Genomic DNA, 21,099 nt, shown 5'->3' on the forward strand with positions numbered 1-21,099 from the left:
AATTGCAGTTTATAACAAATTTACTTAAGAATTTATTTTATATTTACAAATTCAAAAAACATCCGCAACGAAATTTAAGTTTTTACACGCTCTTATACATTTATAAAATTTAAAAAGCTATAATTAAGCCATTAAAATAAAATCACAGAGGAAATTTCAATGGATAAATCTCGGCAAAAAAAGCTACGTGAAGAGACGAAGTATATATTTATCACAGGTGGCGTGCTTAGCTCGCTTGGCAAGGGCATAGCGGCAGCTAGTATAGGAACTCTGCTTAAAAATACGGGGCTTAAAGTAAGTATACTCAAAGCCGATCCTTATATCAACGTAGATCCGGGCACTATGAGTCCGCTTGAGCACGGAGAGGTCTTTGTAACCGATGACGGAGCCGAGACCGATCTTGATTTGGGCCACTATGAGCGCTTTTTGGATGAGAGCTTAAGTCAGGATAATAACTTCACCACAGGTCGAGTTTATAGCTCGGTTATAGAAAAGGAGCGCAGAGGCGATTATCTTGGCAAAACTATCCAAGTTATCCCTCATATCGTAGGCGAGATCGTTGATCGTATCAAAAAAGCCGGCGAAGGGCAAGATATCCTCATCGTTGAGATAGGCGGAACGGTCGGAGACATCGAGGGCTTGCCGTTTCTTGAGGCGATTCGTGCGCTTAGAGTCGAAGTGGGTCGTAAGCGCGCTATGAATATCCACCTAACGCTGGTGCCATATATCAAGGTTGCGGGCGAGCTTAAAACAAAGCCGACTCAGCACAGCGTAGGCGAACTTCGCCGCATAGGCATAAGTCCTGATATGATAATTTGCAGAAGCGAACAGCCGCTAAACCGCGAGCTGAAAGACAAGATCGCGTCAAGCTGCGGTGTCGAGAAAAACTGTGTTATCGAAAGCGTTGATAGCCAAAGCATCTATCAAATTCCGCTTACGTTTTTAAACCAAGATATACTAAGCCCGATAGCTGAAATTTTAAATCTGGGCGAGCTTGAAGTAAACATGAAAAACTGGGATAGTCTTGTTAAGCGCATAATAGCGCCTACAAAAGAGACTACCATAGCCTTTGTCGGTAAATACGTCGATCTTAAAGAGAGCTACAAAAGCCTTACGGAAAGCATAATTCACGCGGGCGCAAATTTGGACGCAAGAGTGAATTTAAAGTGGATTGATAGCGAAAAAATCGAGGCTGAAAATGTTGAAGAACTGCTAAAAGACGTTGACGGCGTACTTGTGGCGGGCGGATTTGGCGAGCGCGGAGTAAGCGGCAAGATGCAAGCGATAAAATTTGCTCGTGAAAACAAAATCCCGTATCTTGGAATTTGCCTTGGCATGCAGCTTGCGATGATAGAATTTGCAAAAAACGTGCTTCATTTGGAAGGAGCAAATTCGGTTGAATTTGATAAAGAGTGTATAAATCCCATAATCTATCTGATCGATAGCTTCATAGACGCAAACGGCGAAAAGCAAATTCGCACTCACCAAAGCCCGATCGGAGGCACGATGAGGCTTGGAGCTTATAGCTGTGAGATAAAGAAGGATTCGCTTTTAAGCGAGATTTACGGCGGAGCAAAAGAGGTAAAAGAGCGTCACAGACATCGCTACGAAGCCAATCCGAAATATAGAGGCGAATTTGAAAAAGCGGGACTTATCGTAAGCGGAGAGAGCGACGGACTAATCGAAGTTGTCGAGCTAAACTCTCATCCTTGGTTTGTAGGCGTGCAGTTTCACCCTGAATTTACATCTCGCCTAACCAACCCAAATGCAGTGATTTTGAATTTTATCGACGCGTCGATAAAAAATCATGTTAAGTAAAAATGACATAAGGGAGTTACTGAACGAACGTTTTAGCAAGGATTTGCATAAAAAGATTTCAGAAATTCCCACGCCTGATGCGTTAAAAGATATCTTTAAGGGCGCAAATCGCATAAAAGAGGCGATAATGCGCGAAGAAAAGATCGTCGTAGTGGGTGATTACGACGTGGACGGAGTTATCGCAAGCGTCATCATGGCTGAATTTTTCGATGATTTAGGGGTTAGTAACTATTTTGTGCGCATACCAAACCGATTTAGCGACGGATACGGCTTAAACGCGCAAATCGTTGAAGAGGTAAGAGACGCAGACCTCATCATAACCGTTGATAACGGTATCTCTGCGACCGAAGCGGCTGAGGTTTGTAAAAAATACAAAATCGATCTGATTATAACAGATCATCACATGCCGCCTGAAATTTTGCCCGATGCTTACGCGATCATAAATCCAAAGCAAAAAGACTGCCCTTTCCCAAATATCGAAATTTGCGGCGCGCAAGTGGCTTGGTATCTGGTGGGTGCGCTAAAAGATGTGCTAAAGATTGAATACGATATGGCGAAATTTATCGATCTTTTAGCGATTGCGATAATTGCTGACATGATGGAGTTAAGGGATCTAAACCGCATGCTCGTTAAGCTTGGCATAATCAAGCTAAATTCATCTCGTAGAGCCGCATTTACGGCGATTAAGCAGTTTTACGGCAAGGATAAATTTGAGTGCGATGATATAAGTTTTCTCATCGCTCCTCTTATAAATTCCTCAGGAAGAATGGATGATGCGATAAATTCATTTAAATTCTTACATACCAAAAACATAGACGAAGCCAACTTATATCTTGACATGATCGTTGATTTTAACAACTCTCGCAAAGAAGAGGAGAGAATGCTTTATGAGTGCTCGTTAAAAGATGTAAAAGAGGATGAAAATATCATCGTAACATGGGGCAAGGACTGGCACGAAGGCGTTATCGGCATAGTCGCAAGTCGCCTTGCAAAGCACTTTAAAAAGCCTGCGATCGTCTTTAGTATCGACGAAAACCGTGCAAAAGGAAGCGCAAGAAGTGTCGGCAAGGTTGATATACTCTCTCTTATTGCAAAGCATGAAGAGCTTTTAAGCGGATACGGCGGACACAAGGGCGCTGCCGGTATAGTGATAGATCCTTGCAACTTAGAAGCCTTTAAAACGGCGATAAATCAGGCTTGCTTTTTGATGGATATGCATGATTTTGTTAGCTCCGATGAGCTTTTAGGTGAGATAAGGGCTAGCGAGATTGACTTTGAATTGCTTGAAATTTTGGAATTTTTCGAGCCTTACGGACAGAAAAATCCGCGCCCGCTCTTTAGGCTAAATGAGGTCATCGTCAAAAACAAAAAGCTTATCGGCAGAGAGCAAAACCACTTAAAGCTTATCTTGCAAAAGGAAGGCAAGAGCCTTGAAGCACTGTTTTTTAACTTCGATAGGCAGCCTCACATCGGAGATAGTATAAATTTAGTCGTTTCGGTCTCTAAAAACTCGTTTCGCGGACTTATCACGCCGCAACTTTTAGTTAAAGAGATAGTTTGAGACAGAAAATAAAAAGAGCTGTTTTAGCGGTATTTTTAGCGTTTTCTAGCCTAAATTTTGCTTTTGCCGATGGCGAGTTGTGCGATAGTAAAGATATGAAAGAGATGCTTTTGGAGCTAAATAAAAATGCTCCCGAAAAGATAGATGACTCCGTAACTCTTATGGGCGCTGAGTGCAAAGAGGGCGTGCTTACTTATAAATATGAGCTAAAAGATAGCGCAAATTTTAAAATTTCAGAGTTTAAGGCTGAGGATATTGAGAACTTCAAATACAAGCAAAGCGCTATCCTTGGAGTTAATTATTGTAATGCATTTAGAGGGCTTCATGCTTATACGCAGAAGGTTGTTTGGCTATATGAGTTTGGTGGCAAAAAATTTGCAGAATTTGGATATACACCAAAGGATTGCAAGTCGTATGTGCGCTAAAATTTGGATTTTAAAATGAAACAAATATTTTCGCTGTATTTTTGGTCGTCTTAAACATCTATTCTTTTGCACACTCTTGTGAAGAAATTTTCTAAAACAAATTACCGAAAATACAAGTAGCAATATTCCAGTGAGAATAGACGACATTGCAAAGAAGCTATTTTTTGACGTGCAGAGAAATATTATCAAAAATTTGTATTACACTACATTATCGGATATTCAAGACTATACAAATAGTGTTATTTGGAGCTATATATTTAACGGAAATGTGTTTGGAGAGTTTGAATTTAGGTCAAGCGACTGTAAAAAGTAAATTTGATAAAAGCCCGAAACATCTCGGGCTTAAAAAATAGATCTATTTTTTATCTTCCAAGCGATCTAAATGCTTTTTGATGAACCCGTCAAGATCCTCTTGTTTTAAGATAGTTTTGCCAAGCTTTTCCTTACACTCTTTGCCGATCTCGCAAAGCACTTTACGGTTAGCCGCACTTTGGGATTTACCGTGTTTTGCAAGTATTGAGTTTAGCTCATGCTCTTCTGAGAAGTTGATTAGTTCGCGATCTGTTGCCATTTTAGCTCCTTGTTGGAAAATTTGTGCATTAACTATACACTTTTATTGTTAATATTACTCTCTGCCTTTTAAAAGCGGCACAAACATGCACTCATCAAGCTTCGTTTCGCGGATATTTCCATTGTCGTCTTTTTGAAATTTGACGATGTATTGTTTATCTCCTTTTTTGATTGGAGCAACCAAAATTCCGCCATTTTTAAGCTGATTAAACAAATTTTGCGGCACGCTTTCAGTTGCTGCCGAGAGCAAAATTCTATCATACGGCGCATAGCTTTTCCAGCCGTTGTTGCCGTCATCATATCTAACGTGGATGTTTTTGATGTTAAGAGTTTCGAACCTCTTTTTAGCTTCGGTTGCAAGCTTTTCTATCCTCTCCACGCTAAAAACCCTGTGAGCCAGCTTTGCCAAAATGGCAGCCTGATACCCACTTCCGCATCCTATCTCAAGCACATTATCAACACCGTCCGCCTCAAGCGCCAAAGTCATCTTGGCGACCGTTAATGGCGAGCTTATCCACTGATTGCCGCTTATGGGCTGCGCATCAAGTTTGTAAGCGTGCGTGCTGACTGGAGCAAAGACCCCTCTTGGAGTTTGTCTTAGTGCTTTATAAAGTTCCGGCGACAATATCAGCTCGTCAGCTATCTCGTCAGCCATAATAGTACATTTTGAAATTTCTAATCCAGTCATATTTTTTACCTATTTTCCTATGCTTTGCCTAGCTTTTACGATGAGGTTTTTATCAAATTTCACCTCTTTTTTGAACTCACCGCTTGGCAAAAATACTCCGCTAAATTCCAAATCAAGCGAGCTTGATGCCACAACAAAGCAATTATTAACTATTGCTAAAGCCTTACAAAGCGTCATATAAGCTTCTTCTCTGGCTTTTCCCCACATTGCGGGCGCTAAGATTATGTCACACTCTTGTAACTTTACCCAAAATTCCGCAAATCTAAGTTCAAAGCAGATTAAAACACCTATCTTCATATTGTAAAACTCAAAAATTCTTATGCCCTCTTCACCTCCTGCGTCAAATTTTTTATCTTCTAAATTCGGCTTAAACAGCTTGTGTTTGGCTTGTTTGTGAAAAATTTCAGCCGAATTTAAAAGCAAGAATTCGTTATAAATTTTAGTTCTTTCTTGGCTTTTTTGACTTTGTTTTTTAGCCTCGTCTTCGTGCTTGAAGCTTGTTAAGTGCGTAAAGCCAAGAAATTTATCCGCCTCAAGCGCTTCTTTAAGTTTTTTTACAAGCTCGCTATCAAGCTTATCAAGCGTGCTTGTATCGTTTTTGCTCTTTAAAAGACCGTCAAAATCATATCCGCTTATACAAAGCTCACTAGCTAAAATGAGCGAATTTGAAGGCGTGTTTTTAATAAAATTTGCCAATTCTTTCAGTCTGCCTTCATAATCCTTTGCAAAAAGCGTAACGGGAACTAAATTTAATTCACAAATTTCGTTAGAAATCGTCAAAACTCAAGCTTCCTTTTGAGTAGTTTGTGACTTTTCCTTCAAAGAAATTCGCCTTTTGATCGTTAAATTTAGCAAAGTCATCAACCCATTTTATCGGATGGGAAGCGTTGTAAATTTTGTTTAGCTTGATCGCTACTAGGCGCTGATCGATTAGATAGTGGATGTACTCTTCGATTATCTCGCCCGTTAGCCCCATTATCTGATTTTGAGTGATGTATTTGCCCCACTTTATCTCAAGCTCGCCGGCTTTTTTGAACATATCATAAATTTTAGCCTCGATTTCAGGAGTAAAGAGATCCGGGCGCTCGTTTCGAACCGAATTTATCATGTTTTGAAAGAGCAGCAGGTGGGTGATCTCGTCGCGCTGGATAAATCTAATCATCTGCGCGCTTCCAAGCATTTTGCCCGCACGAGCCAATGCGTAAATCGCCATAAAACCGCTGTAAAAATAAATTCCTTCTAAAATTTGATTTGCCACCATCGCAAGCAAAAGCTTTTCGTCGGTAACCTCTCCCGCAAGCTCTTCATATACGCTTGAGATGTAGTCGTTTTTCTCGCGCAGTACGTCATCGTGCTTTTCCATCTCGTAGATAAGATCGGTGTTGTCGCAGATCGCTTCAACCATAACAGCGTAAGATTTACTGTGGTTTGCCTCCTCATACGCTTGGCGCGCTAGACACGCGTTGATTTCAGGAGCCGTGATGTATGGGTTGATGTTGTCTGCGAGGTTGTTTGTCTGAAAGCTGTCCATCGAGATAAGCTGGCTCCAAACCAGATCATACATGCGCTTTTCGGCTTCAGTCAGGTTGTATGTGTAGTCGCGCACGTCATCGGTTGTATCTACTTCTTTTGGAAACCAAGTGTTAGCTTCCATCAGATCCCAAAGCTTAAGCGCCCATTGGTATTTTGCTTTGGTGAAATTTAAAATTCCGTGCGGATTACCGTTAAAAACGCGCCTGTCGGTTAGCGTTTCATCTGAACTCGGGTTGTAAATTCTTTTTCTTTCCATAGTTTATCTTTCATCTGAATTAAGTTGTGATAAAGATTTTATCTAAGATAAAATTTAAAAGCCTTTAAAGGCGTTTAAATTAAGCCCTAGAGTTATTTGCATAGGGCTGTATAATAGGAAATTATAAAAATTTATTTAGTATTTTGTCTTAGTCGCAGCGATAAAGACCCGCTTCGCCACGAAGTGAAAAATAGTGTAAATTTGAGCTTGAAATTTTGGCGTAAAATTCTCTTGCCTCTTTAAGCTCGCCTTTCTTTTCAAGCTCGCTAGCATTTTTAAGAGCGCTAATTAGTTCGTCATACTCTTGCTTTAAAGCCTGAGATAAGCCTTCTTGCAAGCCATTTTTGCCTGGTTTTTGCTTGGCTGAAATTAGATAAAACGCAGCAGTAGCAACTTCTTTTTTTATATCGTCACACGACTTGAATTTATCCTTTTGCATAATTTCAAGCATGGAAATTACTTCCTGAAGATAGTTTAAAGCGCAGTCTATTTCTAAATTCGCTTGCTTTAAAGGCTCTTTTGAAGGCTCGTCTTTGGTTTTTGGAATTTGATTCTTGCAGCGATAAATTCCAGCTTGTGCAAAAAACTTGAAGTATCCCTCGTCTGCTTTAGCAAGCAGCTCTTCGTATAGCTCTATGGCGGTTGTTAATCTATTTTGATTTTCTAGGTTGATTGCCTCTTTAAATATCCAACCCAAATTCTCAAATTTTATTCGTTTTTCTTCGCTTCCGTCAAGTCCTTTACCCATGCTTTCATTTAACTCGGGATAAATTTCATATATCTTTTTTAACGCGTTATAGACGTAAAATGACGATTGTAAAGTTTTGATGTCTTTAAAATCTTTATTTGTATCAATTAATCTGCCGGTTGCTTGATTGATTTGTATCTTTACCTCTTCAAGATATAAATTTATCTTTTCAAATTCTTCCATTTTTATCCTTTTAGACTAAATTTAGTATTTTTAAAAGAGCTAATATATAGGTGTATATATTTAATAAGTTATTTTACATATCCTATCTCTTGGCAACTTTCTTGCCGATTTGCTATTATAATGAAAATTGGTATCATAATTTTACAAAATCAAGTCTTAGCTTGGAATAAATTTATTTTATATTTTTAAGGTTCAATTGAAATTTATAAATTCGGCGAATCTAGCGCTTAACTAAACTCGCCGAAAGAGAGGAGTTATCTTCTTAAATTTATCGCTGTTTTTATCATATCATCGCTTGTCGTGATACTTTTTGCGTTTGCGTCAAATGCCTTTTGTATAGCGATTACTTCGGTTAGCGCTTGGGCTAAATTTACGTTTGACTGCTCCAGCGTAGAGCTTGCGACTTTTGCTCCGTAGATACTCTTACCGCTTTTATCTTTGTAAAATATCGGTGCACCAGAATTTGCACTTTGAGCGTAGATGTTTTCGCCAAGCTTTGCCAATCCTTGCTTATTTTGAAAGTGATAAAGCGCAACCTTGCCTACGGCTATTGATTTGCCGTTAGTAAAGCTTGCGAGGATATTTCCGCTGCTATTTGTGAAGTACTCTTTGAGAATTCCTTCCGCCGCGCCGTCTTTGGTTACGGATAGAGTTTTTGCTCCTGCGCTGCTTGTTAGCCCAACGTATCCTGCCGGAGTTTGCGAGCCAAAGTCGATTTTTAGAGGAGTTCCTCCATTACTAAGCCCGCTCAAAGTGTGTGAGATGAGCGTACCTTTATCACCAAATACAAATTCGCCCTTTGAAGTTGAAAGCACGCTTTTATCAGGCGCCGTTACGGTAGCTACGGCTTGCCAGATTGTTTGGTTTGCGCCTTGAGGGATTTTTTTTGTAAAATCAATCGTAAGGGTGTTTTTCTCGCCGTTTGGTCCGTATAGTTCGGTTACGAATTTCTCTTTGTTCGCCTTTTCCTGTACGGTTGTTAATGTTGCGCTTATGCTAAGAGGTTTAGTAAGATCAAACGTCGCAGGCAATGGCTCGTTTATGACCCAATTACCCTCTTTGTCAAGCGCGCCGATTACCGAAGTTTTTATCCCGTTTGCGTCGGTTAAATTTACCCGCACCATATTGCCCTCTTTTGGCTCGAATATAGTGTCGCCTTTTTCTACTTTTCCGCTTAAATTTATCCTTCTTGTGGCAAGATCTACGTTGCTTACGTAAGTTTTTTCATCAATCGGCACTTCAACTTGCTCTTTTATGATGCTTGAGTTTAAGTTGCCTTTATAAGAAATTTTTGTCGTTACTTCGGATGGTAGATATAAAAAATCAGGCAGTTTTATTTTGCCTTGAGAGGCGATATCTCCAAGCTCAAGATCGCTTGCGGCAGCCAAGGTATAAGCCTCAAGATAAGGCGTAATGGAGTGGGTTTTGCCAAAAATTTGTAGAGCGTTTTTGCTAGGAGTTACGCTAGTTAGCGGGTTTTGCACACCTGTTACGTATCTGCCGCTATTGTCTACCAAATACCCTTCTTTATCTACGCCAAAAGACCCCGTGCGGGTGTAGTAAGTCTGCCCGTTTCTATCAAGCACTCCAAAAAACCCGTCGCCTTGTATTGCCATATCAAGCCTGTTGTCCGTAGCTATCATCGAGCCTTGTTTGTAAAAACTAAGAGCGGTAGTTTGTCTGGATGCTCCAAGCCCAGCTTGATCGGTTGTCGGCTTGTTGCCCGCGCTTATGACGCTTTGATAAAAGATGCTTTTAAACTCAGGGATAGAAGCCGTAAAGCCGACATTGTTTATGTTTGAGATATTGTTCGCCCAAACGTCCATGCCGAAATTTTGCGTCTTAACTCCGCTTACTCCGTTATAAAAGCTTCTTACCATCTCTTATCCTTTTTTAGGTTCGGTAAATTCTTTAATCGCGCTTAAATTTACATATTGCCCTGCGATTTTTACCTGCGCTTCTCCATCGACAAATCTAATCGCTTCGACAGGGTATGTGCCCGTGCCGCTGTTGTGATCTTTGCCGTCTTTGTCTTTGTAAGCTATCTCTACATTATAAACGCCCGCTTTTACTTCGTTGCCGGAGTTGTCCTTGCCGTCCCACTCAAGGGCAAAAACTCCGGCTTTAGCGTCTTTAAAGGTCTGCTTTCTTATGACGTTTCCTTCTTTGTCTTTGATAGTGTAAGTGCCTTCAGTAGCGTCTTTTTCGAAGTAACCGTTAAATTTAATATTAGTTGATTTATCGGTTTTTACTATTATGCTTTCGCCTACGTTTGCCATCTTGCCAAGAGCCGAAACCGCATACATACTTGTACTCATCTTAAGTTGATCTGCCAGCTTTTTCATCATCTGGTTTGTGTTTTCTTGAGTTTCAAGAGTGGCAAGTTGGGATGTCTGCGTGAGCATCTTTTCGCTATCCATAGGACTCGTCGGATCTTGGTATTGAAGTTCTGTTAAAAGAAGTTTCATAAACGCATCCTTATCAAGTTGCGCTCTAGGATTTGTTCCGTTTGCTTTAGCAAGTGCTTCAGCCTCTTTTTGCGCTTTCATTTTGTCGATTGTGAATTGATTTGAGCCTAAGCCGTTATTGATATTTGTAGCCATATTTTTTCCTTTTTTGATTATTAAATATACTTCGGTAATACGATTTCAAGCATAGGACTTTCGGCTATCTCCATGCCTTCGTTTTCTGTTAATTTTGAACCTTTATATGCTTTGCCTCCTTGATCTTTTCTTTGATTTTGATCGCTAAAATTCATCTCAAGCTCGGTAAAACCCATATTAACTAAGCTCGCTTTAAATTCCGCCTGATTTTGCAAAAACAAATTCATGGTTTGCGTCGTGGAGTTAAAATTTATATGCAGGTTGTTTCCGCGATTTACCATCGTGATCTCAACCTCGCCTAAATTTAATGGATTTAGCGTAATGTTAAAGCGCATAAAAGGTGATTTATAAGCTTCAACCTGCTCTTTGAGCGTAGTGTTAAAGTTATCAAACGTCTGTTTTACAAGCTGTAAATTTTTGCTTTGGCTTCTTGCGTTTTGCATTATCTCACGCACCATAGAATTTAGCTCGCTTTCGCTGTTTGGGCTACTTTGTTCTCCGCTAGTTTCGCTTTGTTCTCTTTGAGGATAAAGCAAGCTTTGTAAATTTACCTTGCTTGTATTTAGGCTTTTTTCGTCTGCTTTTATTGATTCTTTTTGTATGGTTTGAGATATAGCCTCTTTTGTGATTTCATTTGAAATTTGAACTTGGGCGGACTTTAAATTCTCTACTTTCGGAGTCTGCTTATCCCCTAAATTTGAGCTTAAATTCGCTCTTGCTTCGTTTGCTATTTCTTTTGAAATCTCTTGCAGGAGCTTATTTAGTTTAACAGGCTGGGCATCGTCTTTGCTAAGCTGCAAGGCTTCTTCAACTTTTGCTTTTAGCTCCATGCTATAAATTTCAGCAGGTTTTACCGGTAGAAAAAATTCTTTTTTGCCTAAATTCGGAAATTTAGCGCTTAGTTCGCTAGCTTGCTCTTTGCTTATCGTTATCTTTTCAAGCCCTAAATTTAGCCTTTTAGCAATGGCAATTAGCTCATGGATATTTTTTGCGCTCTTTAATTCGTGAATAGTCGCTTCATTTGAAAGAGCTTTGGCAAGCGGAGCGGTGAAATTTGGAAATTTGGAAATTTTCTCTCCGCCGTTTAACATCTCAAGGATTTGCAAAAGCTGCATAAACGTAACGTTTGTAAAAAGTTTGTTCGCCTCTTCGTCGCCTAAAATTTCTTTTACGTTTATATCCTCGCTCTTTTGCTCGGATTGCGCTCTTTTTTGAGCCGACATGTTTACGGAATTTACGATATTTTTTATATCTTTTTCATCTAAATTTTCGCCCTTGCCAGCTGCGGCCTCAAGAACCAAAGATAGAAATTCGCCGTTTTCTTCGCTGCTTGAGTTTGTATTTGGCTGCTGCTTAATGCCGCCTGCTATACTAGCGTCAAACGAGAGAATTTTGCTCTGGGAAGTTTGCATAAATCGCCCCTTTAAAGTTTGTTTTCAAAGGGCATGCAAATTTCATTCCAAAATATAAATCAAGTGTTCTTTGAGTGCCAAATTGCAATTGAGCTCGGATTAAAAGGGTCTTCCGAACCGCCTATCTCTAAGATGGTGTAGTCTAGATATACGATTTGTTTATCTATGGCTTTTTGTAGAGCCTCTGCGAAGTTTAAATTCCAGCCTTGCTCAATAAAGAAATCTTTATGATTTTTTGTTGCTTTTCCAAGTTCTTGTACTTGAAACCCAAATGGCTCAAGATGTATACAGTGAACAAAATCAGCTACTTTTGAGACTATCTCAAACCAGTTTTCAGGAATTTCTTTAACTTGTTCAATCGTATGACAAGTAAAAACTAACGCTTTTTTAAATTTTGGCAAATCTATTTTTGGCTCCAAGTGATTAAAATGAAAAAATTTTGCACGCATTTTTGGAGTAGCATATGCTAATTCTTTAGCCATTTCAACTCCGCTTTTTGTGAATTCTCCACCAAAGTATTGAGTATCTATTCCTGTTTTATAAAAGAAATTGAATAAATTTTTACCGTATCCGCAACCAAGCTCTATAATGCAGTCGTACGGTCCTGTTTCTTCGTAAAAGTCAATTAGTAGATCAGTAAAGTCAAATTTACAATAGTACGGCAAAATCATATATTCGCCAACTTTTGTAGAAGTTCTAAAAATAGGTCTATTTATTATAGGCATTGTATTTTTTTTATCAAATTTTCTTTCGTTCCAGCATGTCGTTCCTTCTATAGACTTTGTTTCAAATTTTCGTTCTTGCTTTTCTAATATATTGATAGCCTGATATGCATTTAATCCGTTTTTGAGGCATTCTTTCATAAAATTTGCTCTCATTGCCCATGCCTGTTCATAAAAATCTTGCCAAAAAGAATCTTGATATGCCATTTTTATCCTTAAAATATAAATTTTATATGATTTTACTGCTTATTGTTTAAAATAAATTTATATTGTTTGATGTATTTGTCGGTAAGCTTACTAAAATAAATTTTTAGATATAATCGGACTTATTTTGAGGAAATTGGAGATAAAATTTTGGAAAAGATTAGAAATATAGCCGTCATCGCGCACGTTGATCACGGCAAGACAACGATGGTTGATGAGCTACTTAAACAATCAGGCACATTTAACGAGCATCAAAACGTCGGCGAGCGTGTTATGGATAGTAACGATATCGAAAGAGAGCGCGGTATAACGATCCTTTCAAAAAACACCGCGATAAAATACAAAGATACAAAGATAAACATCATCGACACTCCGGGGCACGCGGACTTTGGCGGTGAGGTTGAGCGTGTGCTAAAGATGGTTGACGGCGTGCTTTTGCTCGTAGATGCGCAAGAAGGCGTTATGCCCCAAACCAAATTCGTCGTTAAAAAGGCTCTTTCTTTGGGTCTTCGCCCGATAGTCGTGGTAAATAAGATAGATAAGCCCGCAGGCGATCCTGATCGCGTAGTAAATGAAATTTTTGATCTTTTCGTGGCTCTTGAAGCAAATGACGAGCAGCTTGAATTCCCTGTTGTTTATGCAGCTGCTAGAAACGGTTATGCAAAGTTAAATTTAAGCGATGAAAATGTCGATATGAAGCCGCTTTTTGAGACGATTTTAGCGCATGTACCCGAGCCAAGCGGAAATTTGGAAAATCCTTTGCAGCTTCAAGTTTTCACGCTTGATTATGATAATTATGTGGGCAAAATTGGCATTGCGAGAATTTTTAACGGCAAAATTTCTAAAAACCAAAACGTAATGCTAGCCAAGGCAGACGGCACGAAATCAACGGGTAGAATTTCAAAACTCATCGGATTTTTGGGGCTTGAAAGACGCGATATAGAAGAAGCCGGAGTGGGCGATATCGTAGCGATTGCGGGATTTGACGCGCTTGATGTGGGCGATAGCGTGGTTGATCCAAATTCGCCTATGCCGCTTGATCCGCTTCGCATAGAAGAGCCTACTTTAAGCGTAGTTTTTTCGGTTAATGATAGCCCGCTTGCGGGAACGGAAGGCAAACACGTAACGTCAAATAAGATTGATGAGCGACTTGCAAACGAGATGAAGACAAATATCGCGATGAAGTATGAAAATCAAGGCGAAGGGAAATTTAAAGTTAGCGGGCGGGGCGAGCTTCAGATAACGATCTTGGCTGAAAATATGCGCCGAGAGGGCTTTGAATTTTGTCTTGGCAGACCCGAAGTAATCGTAAAAGAGATCGAAGGCGTAAGATGCGAGCCTTTTGAGCTACTTGTGATAGACGTGCCTGATGAATTTAGCGGAACGGTTATAGAAAAACTTGGTCGCAGAAAGGCTGAAATGGTTTCGATGAGTCCTACGGGTGACGGACAAACCAGAATCGAATTTGAAATCCCTGCACGCGGACTAATCGGTTTTAGAAGTCAGTTCTTAACAGATACCAAAGGCGAAGGCGTGATGAATCATAGCTTTTTGGAATTCCGCCCGCTTAGCGGAAGCGTGGAGCAAAGAGGCAACGGTGCGCTGGTTTCTATGGAAAACGGCGTAACACTTGCGTATTCGCTATTTAACCTGCAAGATCGCGGCGTGCTTTTTGTCGATCCGCAGACTAAGGTTTATGTGGGTATGATAATCGGCGAGCATAGCCGTCCAAACGACCTTGACGTAAATCCTATCAAAGGCAAAAATTTAACCAACGTGCGTGCAAGCGGAAGCGACGATGCGATCAAGCTTGTTCCGCCTAGAAAGCTAAGTCTTGAGCGCGCTCTTGAATGGATTGAAGAAGATGAGCTAGTCGAAGTAACGCCTGTAAATATTCGCGTCAGAAAACGCTATCTTGACCCGACTATAAGACGCAGAATGGCGAAATCAAAAGAATAAAATTTATTTTTACCGAGTTGAAATTTAAATTTTAAGCCCGATAAACTATCTTTGATAGCTTTGGTTTGAAATTTAAATTTCGCATAATAAAAACGTTTCAAATTTTTCTTTAGTCAGCTGAAATTTAACGCATATAACTTTTTGTAATCCTTATAATTTAAAAGCGTATTATTTTGCATATAAATAAAAATATTTTCGTTATACTTAAATAAAATCTTTATAAGGAGGCGGAAATGGAAATTGTTGCGATTTTGGTACTTGTCGCGATTATAGTGCTTTATATCATAAATCTTTACAACTCGTTGGTTGCTAAGCGAAATCAGGTCTCAAGCGTTGAAGCTAGTGTTGATGCGCAGCTAAAACGAAGGTATGATCTTTTACCGAATTTAGTCTCTTCGGTGATTCAGTACCTTACTCACGAACGAAGCGTTTTGGAAAAGATAACCGAGCTTAGAACGCAGGCTCAAAATGCATCTTCAAAAGAGCAAAAATTTGAGCTAAACGGTCAAATTTCAAGCCTCTTGCCAAGTATTAAAGCGGCATTTGAGGCTTACCCCGATCTAAAAGCAAACCAAAACATCTTGCATCTACAAGAGAGTTTAAACGAGATTGAAGAGCAAATTTCAGCCGCAAGGCGAGCTTATAACTCGGCAGTTGAGAGATATAACAATGCTGTAGAGATGTTTCCTTCAAATATAATTGCAAATTCCATGAAATTTGAAAAGGCGGTGTTTTTTAATATCCCCGAGGAAGAGACCAAGGTTCATAACATAGGCGAACTGTTTAAGCGCAGCTAAAAGGATATAAAATGCAAAACCAAGAGAATAAAAAGCCATCAGGCGGGCTTATCAAAAAACTGCTTAAGGGGGTAGGCATAGTTATAGGATCTTTTATACTTTTTTTAATTATTCTAAGCGTGCTACCAAAAACGATATTCGGGTTTTCTTCGATGAGTATTGTCGCTTATCTTATCTTGGGTTTAATTCTATTTTTTATAGCCAAGCCGTTTTTCAAATACACTCCTAAAAGTCAAAAAGCGCAAAAAATTTGGAATATCGCAAGGATAGTTGTGCTTGCGGTGTTGGCTATCTCGCTTTCTTTCGGTATTGTAGGAGCGCTAGTTCCTGAGCAGTCTCAACACATGGTTGCTCAAATCATATCTTACGCTTTGGCGGGAGCGGGTCTGTTTTATGTATTAAAAAGAGCCGCAAAGTATAAGCAAAAGAGCGTTGCAAGCGAGGAGCTGGCTAAAAATTCCATAAACCAAGATGATCTAGCTAGGTTATCTCAAAGTAGAAATTTAGACCTTGTTAATGAGCTTGAAAATTTGGAAAAAGAGCGTTTGCAGCTTTTAGCGACCATGCAAAAGTCCAAAATCATCTCTATCGCTGTCGGCGTTGTTGCATTATTGATAACTTACTTTATAGATGAAAGCTATGCAGGTCCTGTGGGTGTAGTAGTGTATGCTCTTACGAATTTTATGCTTACCGAAACCAAGGAAAGAGAGTTTAAAGGTCGCTTTAAACAGCAGATTATAAGCGCTATAGTCCAAAGTTACGGACTTAGATATAGTCCTTCAGGCGGGGTCGGGCTTGATGATTTCTTGCAGATGTATAAAATTAATGTAAATAAACATGAAGTAGAGGACTTCATTCACGGCGAAATAGACGGAGTAAGCGTCAAATTTAGCGACTTTGTCGCCTATGAAGATATGAACAAAATGACACTTCTTAGAGTGGAAGGAGACGAGGAATTTACAGTAAGGTTTAAGGGTGTTATCTTTGTAGCCGACTTTAATAAGCAATTTAGCGACGTAACGGTCGTAAATCATAAAAAGGAATTTATGCTGAATTTGTACGGGCATAAGGTTCATATGGATAACGTAAAATTTGAGGAGATGTTTAACACATACTCAACCGATGAAGTAAGCGCTAGATATGTTCTTAGTCCGCTTTTGATGGAGAGACTAGAGGAGCTTGGAGCTAAATTTAACGCTCCTCTAAGCGCTTTGTTTAAGGACAATAAGCTTTATATAGCGGCTAATACCGGGCGAGATCATTTTGAAGCTAGCTATCATCACTCTTTTGCAAACAGCGCTACCATAATGCTTTATGAAAACGAGATAAGGTTATTTGCCGATATCGTAAAAGAGCTTAAATTAAATAGAAAAATTTGGACTAACTAGGCTAAATTTCATAATACAAGAGGCAGATTGCAAATTTGCCTCTCATGCTTTTAAGGGGTTATTTTTAATAATAATTAATTATAATTTTTAACCCTATTTTTGATATACTTTATTGAAAATTTTAAACAAAAAGGATGAGAGATGTATTATGCTTTAGGGGTTTTTGTTGCCCTTGTTTTGGCTTTTGTGCTTATATACAACTCGCTTGTAATGAAGCGAAATCAAGTTTCAAATATCGAATCGGGAGTTGATACGCAGCTTAAGCGTCGCTATGATCTCATACCAAATTTAGTAGCTTCCGTAAAAGAGTATCTAGTGCATGAAAAATCCCTTTTAGAGCGCATTACCGCACTTAGATCAAGCGCGCAAGGAGCTATGACAAGCGAGCAAAAATTTGATCTAAACAGCCAAATTTCAGGGCTTATGCCGAATTTAAAATTTGCGGTCGAGAACTATCCTGAGCTAAAAGCAAATGAAAATATATTAACTTTACAAAAGAGCCTAAACGAGGTCGAAGAGCAAATTTCAGCAGCCAGAAGGGCTTATAACGCCGCAGTTACGCAGTATAACAATGCCGTTGAGATGTTTCCTTCAAATATCGTTGCAAATTTGATGAATTTCAAAAAGGCGGCGTTTTTCAAAGCTCCTGAAAATGAACGCGCAAACCATAATGTAAGCGAGCTTTTTAAACGTGACTGATTTGGCTCTTTTGGAGCTTGAGCGCAAAAAAATTAACGCCAAACTCACTCGTATGAGGATATTGGTAGCTTCTATCAGCCTCTTTGCCGGCGGGGTTTTGTATAACCTTACGGGTGATATATCTCAAAGTGTGTTAGTTTGTGTCGTCTGTTTTTTTGGTCTGCTTGGATTTTTTAAAAACATGCTTACCGAGGATTTTACGAAGAAATTTAAGCAGCAAGTGATACAAAAGATAGTTGAAAATTTAGGGCTTAATTACAGTAGAACGGAATTTGTGCATATGGGGCATTTTGAGGTGCTTTACGATACTTCCGATATCGATAAATACACTGGCAACGACTTGATATTTGGCGATGTGGATGGCGTAAATATCAAATTTAGCGATGTGCGAGCGTCAAAAACTATCGAAACTAAAAACGGCAAAAGACAAAGCGTGCAGTTTTTGGGCGTAGTCTTTGTGGCGGATTTTCATAAGAAATTAAGCTGTGTAACGCAAATTAGGCACAAGGATTTTTCTACCAAATTTAAAAGATACGGGCATAAAGCTCATATGGACGATGTGGAATTTGAAGAGATATTTGATGTCTATACGACCGATCAGATCGGTGCCAGATATGCTTTAACTCCTTATCTTATGCAGCAGTTTAAGTATCTTGAGCGCAGGTTTAATTGCCCTATGAATGTCGTTTTGATAGCCGATAAAATTTATATGGCAATTGATATGGGCAAGGATAGCTTTGAGCCTGATATGTCGCAGATGCTAGTCGGCAAAAGCAAGGCGATCGCGGGATATGAAAACGAGATAAAAAGCTTCATAAATATCGTCCGCGATCTAAATTTAAACCGTAAAATTTGGTCTTAGAAGGAGGAGCAAATGAGTGGTGTTGGACAACTTAACCAAAGCGAAGCAAATGCGCAAATTTCACAGCCTACTGATCTAGAAGCTCTAGAGCAGGAGCGAGTGGCGCTAAAGAAATTTATAAGATCTTCAAGGCTTAAATCGGTTGGTATATCTCTTGTCGCAGGTATTGCGGGGACTTTTTTGATGGGCGATCCTTTTTTGGGATTTGCGACTGCCGTTGTGGCTTATTTTTTAGCGATGGAGTTTATGACTAAGTCAAAAAGACTGGCTTTTAAAGCGAATTTTAAAAAGCAGGTCGTAGGTATAATCGTAAAAAGCTTCGGACTTAACTTCAAACAAGACGACGGCGTGCATATGGATAACTTCTTGATGATTTATGATTGCAAGGTAAATAGATATCTTTGCGAGGATTTAATATATGGGCAAGTTGATGGGGTTAATATCGAGCTTAGCGACGTTCAAGCCTATGAGGTAAAAAGAATTACGGATGAAAAAAGCACGCAGACAATGAGATTTAGAGGGATACTTTTTGTGGCTGATTTTAATAAGAAGTTAGCCGCTACGACTCAAGTTTGCTTTAGAAGCTCTTATGATCTGGTTAAATACGGAGAGCGCGCGCAGATGGATAACGTGGAATTCGAGAAGTATTTTGATGTGTATTCAACCGATCAGATCGGCGCTAGATACGTGCTTACGCCAAGCATGATGGAAAAGATACATGCGCTATTTTTAAAGCTTGATCGCGCTATAAATATCGTTTTTGACGGCAGTAAAATTTACATCGCGATTGAGACCTTTAAGGATAACTTTGAAGCCAACATCAACAAATCTTTAAAAGATAACGCAACTATCGAGCTTTACAAAAAAGAGATAGAAAACCTCATAGATATCGTAAGAGAGCTAAATTTAAATGAAAAAATTTGGGTAAGTTAATCTTGAAATTTTAAATTTGACTATATGCTGAAATTTGATTGTTTTGATTAGATAAATTCGCTTGCTTAAGGAGAGTTTATGAAAGGAACGGTTCTAAATGCCGATACTATAGCCGCCGATGACGGTAAATACTACAAATTCAGCGAAGATGATTGTAAAAATGCTATAGCCGCTATCGGCGATAGGGTTCGCTTTAAGCCCGAAGGTACTCAAGCTAAAAATATATTTATTATACAGCCTGAAGATGAAAGCAAGCCGGCTGAAAATGAGCCTCAAAAAGAGCCTCAAAGAAGCGAGCAGACGATAAAAGCGGCAAGAGATTACGAATTGCTGTCAGTTGCTAAATGGCAAGGAATTTTATCTGCACTCTTGCCTGCTTTGATCAAAATATATATAGTGTTTTTTGATGTTTTTGGCAAAAAGCAAGAGATTCTTGAAGTCGTTGCGATTACGTCGGGGATGATACTAACTTATTGTGCGTTAAAAAATATCGCCACTATCTCGCAAAGCCCCGATATACACACTAATTACGCTAAATCCATGTTTATTTTGATCGGTTTGTCGGTGGTTATGATTATAGTGTCAAGCTTGATGCTTGAATTTGCAAATTTGACCTTAGTAGTTAAGCTTGCGGCTTTAGCTTTGCTTATATATGTGTTCATGATTCAATTTAACGTATTTTCCGAGCTTGCGCGTCTTACTCGCAACGGGCTTTTTAGGAAATATATCGTGTTTTACTCTGCCGGCTTTGTGATGGTCGTTTTGGATTTTTTAAGCTTCTTTGGCGGAATTTTTCTGCTTGTCAGCTTTTTTATCTATATTTTTGCATGGAAAGGTACTTTTGAGGTAGTGGATTTTAAAAGCGACGATCATTTTGTTTATAGATAAATTTGCAAATAATTGCGAATTCATGGCTTTAAACTTGATATGCAAGTGATAAATCGCCAAGTTTTTACCGCTCGTAACGTTTTAAAGATGTTTTATAAATTTTAGCCTCTTTATCGTTGCTTGCGATAAAATTTTCAAAACTCTCGCTTGTAAATCTTAAAGGCTTTTTATCTATCTCTCTTCTTATCCTTTGGCTTCTAGAGCCAAAATTTTCTTGATCTTCGGAGATTTTAAGTGTGAAATTTAGCTCCTTTATGTCTGAGTTTAAAATTTTACTCATGCACCGTCTTGGTCCGAGGATAAATTCGCTCTTGTTTTCAGGATAAATTTGTCTTAAAGATCGGATAAGCACTCCGCCAAATTTGCCATCTTTAGTTTCAAAGCAGATATCAAAGCCAAAGTTGTGAAAGAAAATTTCACCCGCTTTTGTGCTTCTTTTATAGACGTTTTTATCTTTGCTTGATAGATAAATTTCAATCTCTGCGAAGGCAAATTCAATCCCGGAAATTACAAGAGTGCGGTTTGTTATAAGATCTTTCATGAATTGCTCTAAAAATTTGTCTGAAATTTCACCGCTTAAGTCCAGCTTCGAAAAGTAGTTTTTTAAATTCTCATCGCCTTTCAAATTTGCCTCCGAATGATAAATTTAAACTAATTATACTGCAAATGAGTAATATGAGATTAATATATTTTTGATTATAATACTGATATAAATTATTATAAAGGTTAAAGATATGGAAAAGATTGGTTTTAATGATGACATCTCGGAAACTCTGCTTATAAATTTGTATTTTAGAAGCCTTGAAAACGAAGTAAAAGAGCCGATTTTAAGAGATGAGTTTTCAGGTGA

21 protein-coding genes are annotated in these 21,099 nt (G+C 38.9%); 11 read left to right on the forward strand and 10 right to left on the reverse strand.

From position 1 onward, the window contains the following. Window positions 1-159 precede the first annotated feature (159 nt). The 4 genes from ACHJH3_RS09340 to ACHJH3_RS09355 all read left to right on the forward strand — a co-directional run bounded on the left by ACHJH3_RS09340 (window position 160) and on the right by ACHJH3_RS09355 (window position 4,117). Complete coding sequence (locus ACHJH3_RS09340; RefSeq protein ID WP_172201777.1) at window positions 160-1,818, forward strand: CTP synthase; 1,659 nt, start codon at window positions 160-162, stop codon at window positions 1,816-1,818. Then, window positions 1,808-3,379 (forward strand): single-stranded-DNA-specific exonuclease RecJ, encoded by a 1,572-nt coding sequence (gene recJ, locus ACHJH3_RS09345; RefSeq protein WP_407064573.1) that lies wholly within the window; start codon window positions 1,808-1,810, stop codon window positions 3,377-3,379. The genes ACHJH3_RS09340 and recJ overlap by 11 nt, the downstream gene beginning before the upstream one ends. Beyond that, a complete protein-coding gene (locus tag ACHJH3_RS09350; RefSeq protein WP_407064574.1) occupies window positions 3,376-3,804 on the forward strand; it encodes a hypothetical protein in 429 nt (142 codons plus the stop codon). The genes recJ and ACHJH3_RS09350 overlap by 4 nt, the downstream gene beginning before the upstream one ends. Window positions 3,805-3,934: 130 nt before the next feature. After that, a complete protein-coding gene (locus ACHJH3_RS09355) occupies window positions 3,935-4,117 on the forward strand; it encodes a hypothetical protein (RefSeq protein WP_407064575.1) in 183 nt (60 codons plus the stop codon). A gap of 42 nt (window positions 4,118-4,159) precedes the next feature. Here the strand turns inward: ACHJH3_RS09355 and ACHJH3_RS09360 are convergent, their stop codons facing one another. The 9 genes from ACHJH3_RS09360 to ACHJH3_RS09400 form a co-directional block, all read right to left on the reverse strand. Further along, a complete protein-coding gene (locus ACHJH3_RS09360; RefSeq protein WP_169941833.1) occupies window positions 4,160-4,375 on the reverse strand; it encodes a hypothetical protein in 216 nt (71 codons plus the stop codon). A 54-nt stretch (window positions 4,376-4,429) separates the two neighbouring features. Next, window positions 4,430-5,062, reverse strand: a complete 633-nt coding sequence (locus tag ACHJH3_RS09365; RefSeq protein ID WP_169941835.1) for a protein-L-isoaspartate(D-aspartate) O-methyltransferase — start codon at window positions 5,060-5,062, stop codon at window positions 4,430-4,432. Between the two features lie 9 nt (window positions 5,063-5,071). After that, window positions 5,072-5,842, reverse strand: a complete 771-nt coding sequence (locus ACHJH3_RS09370) for a carbon-nitrogen hydrolase family protein (RefSeq protein WP_407064576.1) — start codon at window positions 5,840-5,842, stop codon at window positions 5,072-5,074. Further along, on the reverse strand, window positions 5,829-6,851 hold the full coding sequence (locus tag ACHJH3_RS09375) for a ribonucleotide-diphosphate reductase subunit beta (RefSeq protein ID WP_169941837.1): 1,023 nt from the start codon (window positions 6,849-6,851) through the stop codon (window positions 5,829-5,831). The genes ACHJH3_RS09370 and ACHJH3_RS09375 overlap by 14 nt, the downstream gene beginning before the upstream one ends. 148 nt (window positions 6,852-6,999) lie before the next feature. Continuing rightward, window positions 7,000-7,782 (reverse strand): hypothetical protein, encoded by a 783-nt coding sequence (locus ACHJH3_RS09380; protein ID WP_407064577.1) that lies wholly within the window; start codon window positions 7,780-7,782, stop codon window positions 7,000-7,002. Between the two features lie 254 nt (window positions 7,783-8,036). Beyond that, window positions 8,037-9,662, reverse strand: coding sequence for a flagellar hook protein FlgE (locus ACHJH3_RS09385; protein ID WP_407064578.1), 1,626 nt, complete (start codon window positions 9,660-9,662; stop codon window positions 8,037-8,039). 3 nt (window positions 9,663-9,665) lie between these two features. Continuing rightward, on the reverse strand, window positions 9,666-10,385 hold the full coding sequence (locus ACHJH3_RS09390; protein ID WP_211436680.1) for a flagellar basal body rod modification protein: 720 nt from the start codon (window positions 10,383-10,385) through the stop codon (window positions 9,666-9,668). A gap of 20 nt (window positions 10,386-10,405) precedes the next feature. Next, window positions 10,406-11,797, reverse strand: a complete 1,392-nt coding sequence (fliK, locus tag ACHJH3_RS09395) for a flagellar hook-length control protein FliK (protein WP_407064579.1) — start codon at window positions 11,795-11,797, stop codon at window positions 10,406-10,408. Between the two features lie 59 nt (window positions 11,798-11,856). Beyond that, complete coding sequence (locus tag ACHJH3_RS09400) at window positions 11,857-12,726, reverse strand: hypothetical protein (RefSeq protein ID WP_407064580.1); 870 nt, start codon at window positions 12,724-12,726, stop codon at window positions 11,857-11,859. A gap of 147 nt (window positions 12,727-12,873) precedes the next feature. On the opposite strand from ACHJH3_RS09400, the gene typA reads away from it, so the two are divergent. The 7 genes from typA to ACHJH3_RS09435 all read left to right on the forward strand — a co-directional run bounded on the left by typA (window position 12,874) and on the right by ACHJH3_RS09435 (window position 20,249). Next, the gene (typA, locus tag ACHJH3_RS09405; protein WP_169941862.1) at window positions 12,874-14,682 is read left to right on the forward strand and encodes a translational GTPase TypA; all 1,809 of its coding nucleotides are present in this window, start codon (window positions 12,874-12,876) and stop codon (window positions 14,680-14,682) included. 233 nt (window positions 14,683-14,915) lie between these two features. Then, window positions 14,916-15,479 carry a LemA family protein gene (locus ACHJH3_RS09410; RefSeq protein ID WP_407064581.1) on the forward strand — a complete coding sequence of 188 codons (564 nt, stop codon included), beginning with the start codon at window positions 14,916-14,918 and terminating at the stop codon, window positions 15,477-15,479. Window positions 15,480-15,490: 11 nt separating this feature from the next. Beyond that, complete coding sequence (locus ACHJH3_RS09415) at window positions 15,491-16,867, forward strand: DUF3137 domain-containing protein (protein WP_407064582.1); 1,377 nt, start codon at window positions 15,491-15,493, stop codon at window positions 16,865-16,867. A gap of 141 nt (window positions 16,868-17,008) precedes the next feature. Further along, window positions 17,009-17,566, forward strand: a complete 558-nt coding sequence (locus tag ACHJH3_RS09420) for a LemA family protein (RefSeq protein ID WP_407064583.1) — start codon at window positions 17,009-17,011, stop codon at window positions 17,564-17,566. A gap of 1 nt (window position 17,567) precedes the next feature. Continuing rightward, window positions 17,568-18,428 carry a DUF3137 domain-containing protein gene (locus tag ACHJH3_RS09425; protein WP_407064584.1) on the forward strand — a complete coding sequence of 287 codons (861 nt, stop codon included), beginning with the start codon at window positions 17,568-17,570 and terminating at the stop codon, window positions 18,426-18,428. Between the two features lie 12 nt (window positions 18,429-18,440). Next, complete coding sequence (locus tag ACHJH3_RS09430) at window positions 18,441-19,361, forward strand: DUF3137 domain-containing protein (RefSeq protein WP_407064585.1); 921 nt, start codon at window positions 18,441-18,443, stop codon at window positions 19,359-19,361. Window positions 19,362-19,439: 78 nt separating this feature from the next. After that, window positions 19,440-20,249 carry a hypothetical protein gene (locus ACHJH3_RS09435; protein ID WP_407064586.1) on the forward strand — a complete coding sequence of 270 codons (810 nt, stop codon included), beginning with the start codon at window positions 19,440-19,442 and terminating at the stop codon, window positions 20,247-20,249. 64 nt (window positions 20,250-20,313) lie between these two features. On the opposite strand, the gene ACHJH3_RS09440 is transcribed toward ACHJH3_RS09435, so the two are convergent. Next, entirely contained in the window at window positions 20,314-20,874 is a 561-nt protein-coding gene (locus tag ACHJH3_RS09440; protein WP_407064587.1) for a sulfate ABC transporter ATP-binding protein, read from the reverse strand. Window positions 20,875-21,099 lie beyond the last annotated feature (225 nt).

Source organism: Campylobacter canis, assembly GCF_045504005.1.
Classification (GTDB): domain Bacteria; phylum Campylobacterota; class Campylobacteria; order Campylobacterales; family Campylobacteraceae; genus Campylobacter_A; species Campylobacter_A canis.